Origin of the sequence: Corallococcus terminator (genome assembly GCF_003611635.1) — a bacterium.
GTDB classification, from domain to species: Bacteria; Myxococcota; Myxococcia; order Myxococcales; family Myxococcaceae; genus Corallococcus; species Corallococcus terminator.
Map to the genome: position 1 here is coordinate 1 of NZ_RAVZ01000062.1, position 13,038 is coordinate 13,038.

The following is a 13,038-nucleotide window of genomic DNA, read 5'->3' on the forward strand; positions in this document are numbered from 1 at the left end:
CGGCTGGCCTGGCCCATCGATGCTCGGGGAACTCCGGGGGAAATGGCGGCGGAATGTACGCCCCGGCCCCCCCGGCGTAAAGGATTGCCGGGCGGGGACTACTTGACCCCCCACCGCTTCTCGAGCGCCCGCTGCTCCGCCTGGCGCAGCTTCTGCTTCTCGCGCTCGGCACTCTTTTGATCCGACTCCTCGGGCGTGGGGCGCACGGCGAGCTGGTAGACGCTGCCGGCCAGGGCGAAGAGCAGGGCGGCGATGATGACGCCCCAGGGACGGCTGGCCACGGCCTCCACCACGCCGCCGAACTGGTGCAGCGCCGCGAGCGCGCCAATCACCAGCAGCCACGCGCCCACCGCGGAGGCGACGATGCTGCTCACCTGCCGGTGCAGGAGGGCGCCCGCGATGCCGCCCACCATGAAGCCCGGTCCGAAGCCGAGCAGGAAGTCGTTCTGTCCGGCGATCTGCCCCGCGACGAGGCCCAGGGGCACGCCCACGCCCACGAAGGTGACGGCGTGCGGAAAGAGGAAACCCACCGCCATCAGCCCCGCGGCCACGAAGGTGGGCAGGCGCGGATCCAGGTCCATCATCCCCAGCTTCTGGGTAAGGGCGCCCGTCCACACGAGGCCCAGCACCGCGCCCACCGGGCCCGCGACCAGGCGGAACATCCGGCCTCCGCCCGCGAGCAGCAGCACCATGCCCACGGCCGCGAGCACGACGCCGGCCCACATGGGCAACAGCCGGTAGATGCCCACCCAGCCGGAGGGGTTGAAGGTCTGGTAGGACTTGAGCGCCAGGAGGAAGCCTTCCATGGCGCGTCATCCTACTGACAATGGCCGCTAGGAATAGCGGGTCAACGCGAGCCCCAGCAGCAGGGCCAGGATGACGGCGCCCAGGAGGGCGTACCCGTAGAGGGCGCGGGGCGTGGCGGTGGCGCGCAGGAGGTCCTCGGCCCGCTCACGGTCTTCCGGGGAGGGGGACTGGGCCAGGATGCGCCGGGCGTCCTTGCGGGCCCCCACCACGTCCCCGGCGTCCTTGCGGGCCCAGGCCGCGCGCACTTCGTCGGAGCCGGGCCCTGGGGGCGTCTGTCCGCCTTTCGCCATGGCGCGTGTCTATACCAGGGAATGTGGACACCGGCCGACGGTATAAGCACGTCTCCATGCCCGTGCGGTCCCTGTCCCGTCGAAGCCTCCTGCTCGCCACGTCCGCGCTCGTCCCGCTGCTGTCCCGGCGTGCGTCCGCTTTTGGCGAGAAGAGCCGGTTCATCCCCGCCGTCGCCCGGCACGGAGGTCGCTGGGACGGCCGGCTTTCCGGCCTGCGGCGGCTCGCGTGGGAGCTTCAGCGCCGCACGTCCGTGGAGGTGGTGCCGGACGCGCGCCCGTTCGCGCTCAGCAGCCAGGACCTGTTCGAATACCCCTTCCTGTACTTCGGGGGGGACGGGGCCTTCCCGCCGCTGACGGACGCGGAGGTGACGAACCTGCGCCGCTACCTCACGTACGGCGGCTTCGTGTTCGGCGACGCCAACGACGGCAGCGACGGGGACGGCTTCGATGCGAGCTTCCGGCGGGAGATGGCGCGGGTGCTGCCGCAGAACCCGCTGAAGGAGACGCCGGGGACGCACGTCGTCTTCAAGTCCTTCTTCCTGCTGGACGCGGCGCCCGGGCGGCTCCTGCACAAGCCGCTGCCGCTGGTGGCGAGCGTGGGCAAGCGCGCGGCGATCATCTATTCGCAGAACGACGTGGCGGGCGCGTGGAGCCGCAGCGAGTCCGGTGACTACGAGTTCGACGTGTCCCCCGGTGGCGAGCCGCAGCGTGAGCTGGCGATCCGCCTGGGCATCAACCTGTGCATGTACGCGCTGTGTCTGGACTACAAGGACGACGCGGTGCACCTGCCCCTCATCCTCAACAAGCGGCGCTGAAGGACCCTGGCGCGCGACCGAATGAACTCCCCGTCCTTCAACGCGTGGAAGCTGGTCAGCCTTTCGCCCCTGCCGGTGTGGGCGCTGGTGTTGTTGGCGGTGGGTCTTGTCGCGGGCATCGCGCTGGCGGCCTGGGGCGTGCGCCGGGAGCCTTCGCGCGGCCGGCGGCTGCTCCTGTGGGGCCTGCGCCTGGGCGCGGGCCTGGCGGCATTCTTCTTCCTCCTGGAGCCCGGCATCCGGCACCTGCAGGTGGCGCGGATGAAGAACCGGGTGGCGGTGCTGGTGGACCGCTCGGCGTCCATGAACTTCCCGTCGGAGCCGGGCGGGCCCACGCGCAGCGCGCAGGTGGCGGCGTTCCTGGAGAAGGCCGCGCCGACGTTCGCGTCCTGGCAGGACCGCTTCACGGTGGAGGTGTACGGCGTGGATCCGGAATTGGCCCCGGTGACTCCCGCGCAGTTGGGCAGCGAGCCCGCGCGGGCGGGGACGACGGATCTGCTCGCGGCGCTGCGGTCCGCTTCGGCGGCGGGGCAGGGGTCGCGCAAGCTGTCCGGGGTGCTGCTGTTCAGCGACGGCGCGGACAACGCGGAGTTGAAGGCCGGGGCGGTGGGGCGGGCGCGGGCGGCGCTGGCGGACCTGGGCGTGCCGGTGTCCACGTTCCTGGTGGGGCAGGAGGCGCTGAAGGACCTGGCGGTGGAGGGCCTGAAGGTGGACGACTTCGCCTTCGTGAGGAACTCGCTCACGGTGGAGGTGGAGATCCACGGCCGGGGCTTCGCGGGCCAGGACATTCCGGTGGTGCTCAGCCAGGAGGGCAAGACGGTCGCGAACAAGCTGGTGCGGATGACGACCGCCGACGACGTGAAGCCGGTGTCCTTCACCTTCACGCCGGACCAGACGGGGCGGTTCGTCTACACCGTGACGGTGCCCACGTTCCCGGATGAGGCCGTGAGCGAGAACAACAGCCGTTCGTTCACGCTGAAGGTCATCCGCGACCGGGTGCGCGTGCTGTTGGTGGTGGGCCGGCCGTCGTGGGACGAGCGGTTCCTGCGCGGGCTGCTCAAGCAGGACGCGAACGTGGACCTGGTGTCGTTCTACATCCTGCGCACGCTGTCGGATGATCCGGGGGTGACGAACGAGCGCGAGCTGTCGCTCATCCCGTTCCCGATGGAGGAGATCTTCGACACGAAGCTGCACACGTTCGATGTCGTCATCTTCCAGAACTTCGGTTACTCGGACCCTTCGCTGTCCATCGCGGAGTACGAGCGCAACCTGGAGCGCTACATCCACGAGGGTGGCGCGTTCGTGATGATTGGTGGCGACAGCGTGCTGGGCGAAGGCCGCGCCAGCATGCCCACGCTGATGGAGGCGCTGCCGGTGGAAGCGGCGGGGCCGGCGAACCCGGAGCCCTTCAAGCCGAGGCTCACGCCGGAGGGCCTGCGGCATCCGGTGACGTCCATTGGAACGGGCGCGGCGAGCACGGAAGGCACGTGGGGAGAGCTGGCGCCGATTCCGGGCGCGAACCTGACGCGGGCGCGGCAGGGCGCGACGGTGCTGATGGACCACCCGTTCGTGACGGTGGACGGGAAGAACGCGCCGCTGGTGTCGGTGTGGGACTACGGGCGGGGGCGGGCGATGGTGGTGGCGACGGACGCGACGTGGTCGTGGGCGTTCACGGCGCACCGGGATGGCTCGCCGAACCGGGCGTATGACCGCTTCTGGGGCAATGCCTTGCGGTGGCTGGTGCGCGACCCGGATTTGACGACGCTGAAGGTGACGGCGGATCCGCCGTCGGTGGAGCCGGGGCGTCCGGTGGGCGTGGTGGTGCAGGCGCGGATGGCGGACTACCAGCCGGCGCAGGACGCGCAGGTGCGGGTGGAGCTGTTCTCGGTGGCGACGCAGAAGCCGGTGGCGGTGCAGACGGGGGCCACGGGGGCGGACGGCGTGGTGCGGCTGGAGTTCGCGCCGCCGGCACCGGGGCCGTACAAGCTGCTCGCGTCGGCGAAGAAGGGCGAAACGGACCTGGGTAAGGGCGAGGACGCGGTGGCGGTGCGCGCGGTGGGCCCGGAGCTTTCGGACGCGTCGGTGCGGCCGCAGTTGATGGAGCAGATCGCCAGCATCACCGAGGGCAAGGCGTACAAGCTGCCGCAGGACGGGATGCCGGACGTGCCGCTGTTGGATCCGCCGGTGGTGGAGGTGGGGCGCGCGAAGGACCAGCCTCTGTGGGATCGCTGGTACTACCTCGTGGCGCTCATCGCCCTGCTCGGCGCGGAGTGGTTCGCGCGGCGGCGGTTCGGGTACGTCTAGGCGTCATGGTTTTCTCCCGCTGGGCTCGCCTGTATCTGGTGCTCGTCGGTGTCATGGCGAATGCCTGCGCGGGAACGGCTTCCTGGACTCAGGGGGCTCCCGACACTTATTCACAGAGCGACTCGGCGTCGTCGGCCTGTCTTCGCAACCCTGCCTGCTTCACTCAGGCAGGGGATGAAGCGCTCATGCCGTGGGTCGCCCGCTCAGCGGGGGCCGCACGGACGGTGGTCACGGCGCTCCGATTGCTTGAGGTCGCGGAAGTCCACCGCGTGGGACAGATACTCGCGGACTGCGCCAATCACGCCAGTACCGAAGTGAATGATCGCAGATTGGGAAAGGGACAACGGCCGACCCGGGAGCAGTGCCAGACCGTGATGGAGAGGGACTCCCGAGGCAACCCCGTGACGCGTGCGATGCAACTGGGTCTTGAGAAACATCAGGTCGCCTTGGAATGCGCACGCGCGAAGCTGGCCGCGTTGTTTCCGACTCATTTCGCCTTGGAACCGCACTACCTCTACGACGCCGCCACCGGTCGTGTCCGATTCGTGCCACCTGAGCTGGTGACGGAGTGGCTGCGCGATGGCTTGTTCCACCTGCTGCTGGGCGCGCTGGTTCCTGACGTGGTGCTGCACGCTTCGGGTGAGCCGAGCCGAGTCCAGGCCGTCTTCGACTTCAAGTTTCCGTGCCCCAGCGGCAATCCGTTGCAGTGGGGCCAGCATCCCCATCACGGCGCGCCCCAGGGCGAACTCTACGAACAGGCGCTGGGTATCAAGAGGGCGCGCCTCGTAGCGCCAGGATATGGAGTCCAGTGATGCCTTCGTGGCCGAACATCCGCCTCCATGGGCATGACGGGCATGCGAGCATCCTCCGTGTGCGGGACGGCCTGGGAGCCGCTTTCTACCTGCGCAGCTCCCACGATGACGTGAAGGCGGCCGTGCAGCGAGCGCTGGACACGTATCGCCGCGCCATCACGCCCCACACCCTGAACTGGTACGCGGATGATGAGGGGAACTGGCAGCCGTTGGATGCGAGCGGCTGGCGCTTCATCGAACAACGATTGTCCGCGCCGCGCGCCGCTGGGATTTCCCTGCTGGAAGACGCGGGGACGATGACGGGCTATCGGTTCAGCTACCATGGACGGAGGCTGGGCCATCCGCTTCATCTGAACAGCCCCGCCGTGACGTCCGCGGTGGGATTCTGGCTGCCTGCGGATGACCCGAGCGTGGAGTTGCTCCGAAAGGTGTCCCTGGAGATGGCCACGCTGCTGCCCTTCGACTCAGGGCACGCGGGCTTTTGCTTCCAGTTCGACGAGGAGGCCCTGGGGCTGACGGAAGGCATCCGACCGCTGGCCTTCCTCTACCCCGGGCTGGACATCCCGGAGCTGCGGCGGGATTCGCTGCGGATCGGCACCCGGTTGCGGGGAACGCATTGGATGACGTTCCTGGGACCGACCGTGCTCGCTGACGTGGGCGGAGTCGATGCCCTGCGCACCCGGCTTCGTTCTCCGGGGGCCACGGTCGAATCGCTATCATCGGAGCGTGCGGTGGTGACGCTCGGCGAACAGCCCCTCTCAGGGGATTCACGACAGGGCGAATCGATGGATGCCTATCGCGAGCTGTCCCGGCTGCTGGGGCCCTGGATGGACCTGGACCGGGAGGCTTGGGATGGCTTCTCGGAAGAGGACATGCGGCGCTGGGAGCGCCGCTTCCTGGATTGAACCTGGGGAGGGCCTCGCGGGGCCTTGCGTGCCCCGCGAAGCACCGCCGTGTGATTCGTGACTACGGCTTCTCCGCCAGACCGCAGGCGATGCGGCCGCCGGCGTCACCGGCAGGGTCGGTGTGGTAGTCGTCCTTGGTGGCGTGCACGACGACGGCGGAGCCGTCCTTGTCGAACATCGACTTCACCTTGAGGCCCTGGGCGAAGAAGTCGAACTGCACCTTGCCGTCCGCCGGGACGTAGAGGTTCGGCAGGTCGCCCTCGTGCTTGCCCTTCGCCGCCAGCACGCCGTGCTGCTTCTTCGTCGGGTTGAAGTGGCCACCCGCCGTCTTGAAGTCCGGCGCGTCGCACTTGCCCGTCTCGTGGATGTGGATGGCGTGCTCGCCCGCGGGCAGGTTCGACAGCGTGCCCTTCACCAGCACGCCCGTCGGCGCCTGCTCGAACGTCACCGTGCCCACGTCCTTGCCCTGGGCGTCCTTCAGCGCCGCCTTCGCCATCTCGCCCGGCTTGGGCGCGGGCTTCTTGGCCGCATCCGTCGCCGCAGGAGCCGGAGCCGCGGCGGCCGGAGTCCCCGCGTCCTGGGCCAGGGCGGGCGTGGTGGTCAGGGCAGCGGCAATCAGCAGGGCGCGAATCGTCATGGGGTCCAAGGCTCCAGGAGGGAGGGTTACGAAGCGCCGCGACACTACCTGTCGCCCGCGCCCCTCGCAGGAGAATGTCCAGGCCCCAGCGCGCCGGGTGATGGGGAGTCATCACTCCGGCAGGCTTCCCTCCAGCGGCACCGGCACCACCCGGGACGCGCCGAACGCGGGCGCCCACACCCGCTGCACCGGCGCCCCGTTCAGGAAGCGCATCACCGCGCGGAACGCCGCCTCCGGCCCTCCCAGCGTCTCGGCCCAGGCCTGACCCCGGGGGGACAGGTTGGGCACCCTCGGGCCCAGTTCGTCGCACGACTCGGCGCTCCGGGTGATGCCCAGGCCCTCGTCCCGCACCCGCTGGGGCACGTACAGCGGCGCGAACCTCGCGTGCCGGTGGTCGTGCACGCAGCCGGGCTCCTCCAGCAACGCCGCGGACAGGGGCAGCTCCCGCACGTTGAAGAGCAGCTTCACCGCGTCCCGGTGCGGATCATACGGACCGCGCAGCCGGTGGTCCCCGCGTGGAATCAACCGCCGGTCCAGGTAGCAGAACGCCTTCGCTTCGGGCGGCAGCGCGCCCCGGTGCCTGGCTCCGCCGTAGCGGAAGAACGGCCGCACGTGGCAGGCGTCCACCTCCAGCGCCGGCCCCTGCTTCAACGCCCGCAGCTTGGGCAACAGCCCCGGCTCCAATCCGAACTCCCGAGCGAAGTCCTCCAGCGTGGCGTCCGTCGCGGCGGCGAAGGCCCGCAGGCGTGCGAGCAGCCGCTCCTCATCCGCGTCCACCAGCAGCTCGTCGAAGCGCGTCTTCACCCCCGGCAGGCTCACCGGGATGAGCGTGGTGAGCAGCTCGCCCCGCGCCCGCCAGTCCGCGTCCAGCACGGCGGCCTCCTGGGCGATGGGGGACAGCCGCCACTCGGGGGGCTCCGGCGTGAAGCACTGGCCCACGCCCTTGTGCTCGTAGCGCGGGGGCGGGGCCTCGCTTCCGGACCGCGACGTCCACACCGTGATGCACGTGCGCACCTGTGTGCCCGTGAAGATGCCCGGCCCCAGGTCCACCACCTCACGCAGGTGCAGCGCATCCAGCAGCGCACGGCGCAGCGGCGCGTAGATGAACGACTCCAGCAGGCTCGCGGGCGTGATGAAGGCCAGTGCCCCCGGCCGGGTGGCCAGGCGCTTCATGGCGACGAGCAGGAAGAAGGCGAAGTCATCCCGCAGGCTGGTGCCGTGTGGCATCGCCAGGGGCACCAGGGCCCTCAGGCGCGCATAGGCGTCCGCGTCCTTCAGCACCGACGACGTGCCGTTGTAGGGCGGATTTCCCACCCATAACTCGGCGTGCCCCTCCGGCGTCCCCGCGAGCAGGGGCTCCAGCCCGCCTCGCAGCGCATCCCCCACGCGCACGTCCGCGCCGGGCACCCGGGCCTGACACAGGCGCGCGACCCCCGCGTCCAGCTCCAGGCCGCACAGCCTCGCGTCCGGCCGGTGCCGCGCCGCCGCCGCGAGGAACGCGCCCGCGCCACAGGCCGGGTCCACCACCGTGAGCGCGCCCTGTCCCACGTGCCCGAGCGCGAGCGCCAGGGTGCGCTCCACGATGGGCGCGGGCGTGTAGAACGCGCCCACCGCCTTGCGGTTGATGCCGGGGAACTGGTGGACCAGCAGCTCCTCGTCCAACTCGGGCGTGTCGATGGAGCGGGGCATGCCCGTCCATCCTAGCCAGTTTCACCGTCGGTGCTGGGCGGGGTCCAATCCAGGGCCGTCCCACACCGCTTGCAGAAGCGCGCATCCGGGTCATGACCCTGTGCGCCACAACCCGGGCAGGCCTGGGTGTCCACGTGCTGACGCGTGGCGGCAGCCAGCTCCACCGACACGATGCCCGTGGGCACCGCGATGATGCCGTAGCCCATCACCATCAGGATGGACGCTAGGAACTGCCCCGTGACGGTCTTGGGCGTGATGTCGCCAAAGCCCACCGTCGTCATCGTCACGATGGCCCAGTACATGGACCGGGGAATGCTGTCGAAGCCGTTCGCCTCACCCTCCACCATGTACATGAGCGCGCCCATGATGACGTCGATGCTCAGCACCGTGCCCAGGAAGACGATGATCTTCGGGCGGCTGGCACGCAGCGCCGTCATCAGCACCTCCGCCTGTCCCAGCAGGTGCCCCAGCTTGAGGATGCGGAAGACGCGCAACAGGCGCAGCACCCGCACCACCAGCAGCGTCTGCGCCCCGGGGAAGACCACGCTCAGGAACGACGGCAACAGCGCCATCAGGTCCACGATGCCGAAGAAGCTGCGCGCGTAGTGCAGGGGGCGGCGCACCGCGATGAGCCGCAGCACGTACTCCAGCGCGAAGAGCACGGTGAAGACCCACTCGGCCACGTGCAGCGCGTGACTGTGGTGGAGGCGCACCTGCGACACGCTCTCCAGCATCACCGCCGCCACGCTGAACACGATGGCCCACAGCAGGGCCACGTCGAACGCCTTCCCCGCCGGAGTGTCCGCTTCGAAGATGACGGTGTGCAGGCGGGCGCGGAAACCGCCCGCGGGGCTCTGCTCGGAAGGCCGGTTCACGGCCTCGCAGCTTAGGCGCAATCCCCCGTCCGTCGAGGAAGGTGGACGCCCCGTCCCAGCAACGGCGTCCTCGCGGCGGAACGTTCGCCACCGCCATTGCACCTGGACTTGCGCCCGCGTTGCTCCCAGCCATGCCAGGGGCCACCGTCACCGGCTGGCATGCCGTGGCGTGGTCCTGACGTGGGTCGAGGCTGGAGGGTGGAGCATGGTGGTGGGATTACTCGACATCCTCCCGACGTGGGTGCTCGCCCTGGGGGTGATGGGGCTCATCTTCGTGGCCCTGGAGGCGGGCTTCCGTCTCAGCCACCGCCGACCCGGGCTCGATGAGGCGTCCGCGCTCCAGGCCTCGGTGCTCGGTCTGGTGGCGCTGCTGCTGTCCTTCTCCTTCTCCATGGCGGAGGAGCGCTTCAGTCAGCGGCGCGACCTTGTCGTCAAGGAAGCCAACGCCATTGGCACCCTCTACCTGCGCAGCGGCTTTCTTCCCGAACCCACGCGCGGAGAGATGCGGACCCGGTTGCGCCGCTATGTCGACCTCCGACTGGAGGCGTACGTATTCGTGGGGGACCGGGAGCGCTTCACCCAGCTCCGAACCGAGGCGGATCAGATTCAGGGGGAACTCTGGTCACTGCTGGATGCAATCGTGCTCCAGCAGCCGACAGGCATCCAGACCCTCACCACCCAGGCGCTCAATGACGTCATCGACGTCTCCGCCGAACGCCTCTCGGCCGCCCGGAACCTCATCCCGGACACCATTTTCGTCCTCCTGCTCATCGGGGTCCTCGGCTCGGGGTTGCTGCTGGGCTATCAGCCCGAAACCCACTCGCGCGGGTGGATCTGCTGGACGGTCTTCACGGTGATGCTGACCGCCGTCATGTTCACCCTGCTGGACCTGGACCTTCCCGACCGCGGCCGCATCCGCACGAGCCAGCAACCCCTGCACGAACTCCGGCAGCAGATGGAGTCCATTCCCTGATGCAATCAGGGCAGGCCCTGGCCGTTCCTGGGAGACGGAGCGCACGAACGCGCCGAAGCCCCCAGGAGCCCAGACCATGCAAGACGCAACGCGGCGCACCTTCCTTCCCCTGCTCGGCCTGGGTGTGTCGCTGATGGCGGGCCTGGCCACCGCGGAGGAGGAAGCACCCCCCACGCCCCAGGCCGTCATGCGCGAGGCGCGCCGCAGCGTGCTCCCGGATGGCATCGAGAAGGCGGAGGCGGTCCGCATCGGCGGCATCGACCAGTGGATTTCGGTCCGGGGACGCCACCGGGACAACCCGCTGCTGCTCTTCCTGCACGGAGGCCCGGGCTTCACGTCCCTGCCGTCCTCGTACTTCTACCAGGGCGAATGGGAGGAGTTCTTCACCGTCGCGCACTGGGACCAGCGGGGCGCGGGGAAGACGCATGCGCTCAACGCCCCGGACAAGGTGCGCCCCACCCTGACCATGGACCGCATGGTGGCCGACGCCGAGGAGGTGGTCGGCTACCTGCGCAAGACCTACGGCAAGAAGCGCATCGTGCTCGTGGGGCACAGTTGGGGCACCGTGCTCGGGGTGAAGCTCGCGCAGCGGCATCCGGAATGGTTCGACGCCTATGTCGGCATCAGCCAGGTCGTGGACATCCCCCGCAACGAAGCACTGGGCTACGAGGCCACGCTCAAGGCGGCTCGCGCGGATGGCAACGCGAAGGCCGTCGCGGAGCTGGAGGCGCTCGCGCCCTATCCGGATCCGAAGGACGCCGCGCGACAGTTGGCGAACCTGCCGAAGGAGCGCCGGTGGCTGTCGCGCTATGAGAGCTACAACTGGCGCGACCGGAGCTGGCACGGCGCGGACGTCTGGCGCTTCAGCCCGGACGTTTCAGAGAAGGACCTCCAGGCGCGGGATGAAGGCCTGGACGCGAGCTTCGTGGCGCTCTGGGGCGCCATCTCCCAGGTGGACTTCACGCCGGTGAAGCGCTTCGCCTGCCCGATGTTCTTCTTTCACGGACGGCATGACCTCACCACGTCCGCGCGCCTCATCGAGCCCTGGTACGACACCCTCCAGGCGCCCTCGAAGAAGCTCGTCTGGTTCGAGGACTCCGCCCACATGGTGCACGAGGAGGAGCCCGGCAAGGTGCTCGTCCGACTCGTGCAGGACGTGCTTCCGCTCACTCGGGGGAAGTAGCGCTTCTGCCTTGGAAGAAGAGAGGACGGAACCCGGGCCCCTTTGGAAACACCCGGGTTCCGTCCCTGTCCCCCACGTCGAGGAAGAAACCGTGGAGGACCGCCGAGCAGCTTCAAACCTTGTGCGGAGCCTCCGGGATGCCGGGCGGCACCGAGCCCGCCACGCCGGGCGGCGTCACCACCGGGGGCGGAACCAGCGCGCCCACGTGCATGCGGTGCTGCACCTCCGCGAACCGCCGTGACGCCTCCGCCTCCGGCGACAGCAGCGACACAATCCAGCCCACGAAGAACGACAGCGGAATCGTCACGAGCCCCGGGTTCTTCAGCGGGAAGGGCGCCGACGCGTGCCCCAAGAGCTCCACCTGCACCGTGGGCGACAGGAAGATGAGCAGCACCGCGCTGAAGGCGCCGGTCAGCATGCTCGCCACCGCGCCGCGCGTGGTGAAGCCCTTCCACATCATGGACAGCAGCAGCGCCGGGAAGTTCGCGCTCGCCGCGATGGCGAACGCCAGGCCCACCATGAAGGCCACGTTCTGCCCCTTGAACACGACGCCCAGGATGATGGCCAGCACGCCCAGCAGGAGGCTTGCCAGTCGCGCCACCTTGAGCTGTTCGCTCTCCGGCGCGTGGCCCTTGCGCACCACGTGCGACCACAGGTCGTGCGACAGCGCCGCCGCGCCCGACAGCGTCAGGCCCGCGACCACCGCGAGAATGGTGGCGAAGGACACCGCGGCGATGAAGCCCAGGAAGCCCGTGCCGCCCACCACCTCCGCGAGCATGGGCGCCGCCATGTTGCCGCCCTTGTCCACCGCCGTGATGCCCTGCCGGCCCACCAGCACCGCCGCGCCGAAGCCCAGCACGAACGTCACCAGGTAGAAGAAGCCGATGAGGCCCGTGGCGTAGAACACGCTCGTGCGCGCCGCCTTCGCGTTGGGCACCGTGTAGAAGCGCATCAGGATGTGCGGCAGGCCCGCCGTGCCGAACATCAGCGCCACGCCCAGGGAGATGGTCTCCAGCGGGTTGGCCACCAGCTTGCCCGGGGCCAGCACCTCCGGCCCGTACATCTTCGCCGCCTCGTTGAAGAGCGCCGCGGGGTTCATGCCGAACTTCCACAGCACCGCCACCGCCAGCGCGGACGCGCCGCCCAGCAGCAGCACCGCCTTCACGATCTGCACCCACGTCGTGGCGATCATCCCGCCGAACAGCACGTAGAGGATCATCACCGCGCCCACGATGACCACGGCCATCTCATACGACAGGCCGAAGAGCAGGTGGATGAGGTTGCCCGCGCCCACCATCTGGGCAATCAGATAGAAGACGACGACGGTGAGCGTGCCCACCGCGGCGGACAGGCGCACCGGGGTCTGCTTCAGCCGGTAGGCCACCGCGTCCGCGAAGGTGTACTTGCCCAGGTTTCGCAGGGGCTCCGCGATGAGGAACGTCACCACCGGCCAGCCCACCAGCCAGCCCACCGAATAGATGAGCCCGTCGAACCCCGACGTGGCCACGAGCCCCGCGATGCCCAGGAAGCTCGCGGCGCTCATGAAGTCGCCCGCGAGCGCGAAGCCGTTCTGCACCGCGCTGATGTTGCCGCCGGCGGCGAAGAACTCGGAGGTCGTCTTGGTGCGGCGCGCGGCCCAGTAGGTGATGGCCAGCGTGATGCTGACGAAGATGAGGAAGAAGACGATGGCCGTCGTGTTGGGCTGGCCAATCTGGGAGCCCGCGGTCGAGGGATTCATGGAGTGCCCTTTC

Annotated in this window: 12 protein-coding genes; 6 read left to right on the forward strand and 6 right to left on the reverse strand. The window is 69.4% G+C overall.

What is annotated here, in order from left to right; all coding sequences use genetic code 11:
* Positions 1–98: 98 nt before the first annotated feature.
* Both D7V88_RS11755 and D7V88_RS11760 read right to left on the reverse strand, forming a co-directional pair.
* A complete protein-coding gene (locus D7V88_RS11755; protein WP_120540722.1) occupies positions 99–806 on the reverse strand; it encodes a hypothetical protein in 708 nt (235 codons plus the stop codon).
* 27 nt (positions 807–833) lie between these two features.
* Positions 834–1,097: a molecular chaperone DnaJ gene (locus D7V88_RS11760; RefSeq protein WP_120540723.1), complete on the reverse strand. Its 264-nt coding sequence runs from the start codon at positions 1,095–1,097 to the stop codon at positions 834–836.
* A 56-nt stretch (positions 1,098–1,153) separates the two neighbouring features.
* On the opposite strand from D7V88_RS11760, the gene D7V88_RS11765 reads away from it, so the two are divergent.
* From D7V88_RS11765 to D7V88_RS11780, 4 genes are read left to right on the forward strand one after another with little or no spacing between them, the layout of a single operon-like run.
* Positions 1,154–1,912 carry a DUF4159 domain-containing protein gene (locus D7V88_RS11765; protein ID WP_120540724.1) on the forward strand — a complete coding sequence of 253 codons (759 nt, stop codon included), beginning with the start codon at positions 1,154–1,156 and terminating at the stop codon, positions 1,910–1,912.
* 21 nt (positions 1,913–1,933) lie between these two features.
* A complete protein-coding gene (locus D7V88_RS11770; RefSeq protein ID WP_120540725.1) occupies positions 1,934–4,213 on the forward strand; it encodes a glutamine amidotransferase in 2,280 nt (759 codons plus the stop codon).
* A gap of 5 nt (positions 4,214–4,218) precedes the next feature.
* Positions 4,219–5,025, forward strand: a complete 807-nt coding sequence (locus D7V88_RS42575; RefSeq protein WP_147448697.1) for a hypothetical protein — start codon at positions 4,219–4,221, stop codon at positions 5,023–5,025.
* A complete protein-coding gene (locus D7V88_RS11780; RefSeq protein ID WP_120540727.1) occupies positions 5,025–5,930 on the forward strand; it encodes a type VI immunity family protein in 906 nt (301 codons plus the stop codon). The genes D7V88_RS42575 and D7V88_RS11780 overlap by 1 nt, the downstream gene beginning before the upstream one ends.
* A gap of 61 nt (positions 5,931–5,991) precedes the next feature.
* Here D7V88_RS11780 and D7V88_RS11785 read toward each other — a convergent pair whose 3' ends face one another.
* The 3 genes from D7V88_RS11785 to D7V88_RS11795 form a co-directional block, all read right to left on the reverse strand.
* Entirely contained in the window at positions 5,992–6,567 is a 576-nt protein-coding gene (locus tag D7V88_RS11785; RefSeq protein ID WP_120540728.1) for a superoxide dismutase family protein, read from the reverse strand.
* Positions 6,568–6,678: 111 nt separating this feature from the next.
* Positions 6,679–8,256: an N-6 DNA methylase gene (locus D7V88_RS11790; protein WP_120540729.1), complete on the reverse strand. Its 1,578-nt coding sequence runs from the start codon at positions 8,254–8,256 to the stop codon at positions 6,679–6,681.
* Positions 8,257–8,267: 11 nt separating this feature from the next.
* Positions 8,268–9,131, reverse strand: a complete 864-nt coding sequence (locus D7V88_RS11795; protein ID WP_120540730.1) for an ion transporter — start codon at positions 9,129–9,131, stop codon at positions 8,268–8,270.
* 205 nt (positions 9,132–9,336) lie between these two features.
* Here D7V88_RS11795 and D7V88_RS11800 point away from each other — a divergent pair, with 205 nt between their 5' ends.
* Positions 9,337–10,104, forward strand: a complete 768-nt coding sequence (locus tag D7V88_RS11800) for a bestrophin-like domain (RefSeq protein ID WP_158625066.1) — start codon at positions 9,337–9,339, stop codon at positions 10,102–10,104.
* Positions 10,105–10,180: 76 nt separating this feature from the next.
* A complete protein-coding gene (locus tag D7V88_RS11805) occupies positions 10,181–11,287 on the forward strand; it encodes an alpha/beta fold hydrolase (protein WP_120540731.1) in 1,107 nt (368 codons plus the stop codon).
* 112 nt (positions 11,288–11,399) lie between these two features.
* Here D7V88_RS11805 and D7V88_RS11810 read toward each other — a convergent pair whose 3' ends face one another.
* Positions 11,400–13,025, reverse strand: coding sequence for a sodium:solute symporter family transporter (locus D7V88_RS11810; protein WP_120540732.1), 1,626 nt, complete (start codon positions 13,023–13,025; stop codon positions 11,400–11,402).
* Between the last annotated feature and the right edge of the window lie 13 nt (positions 13,026–13,038).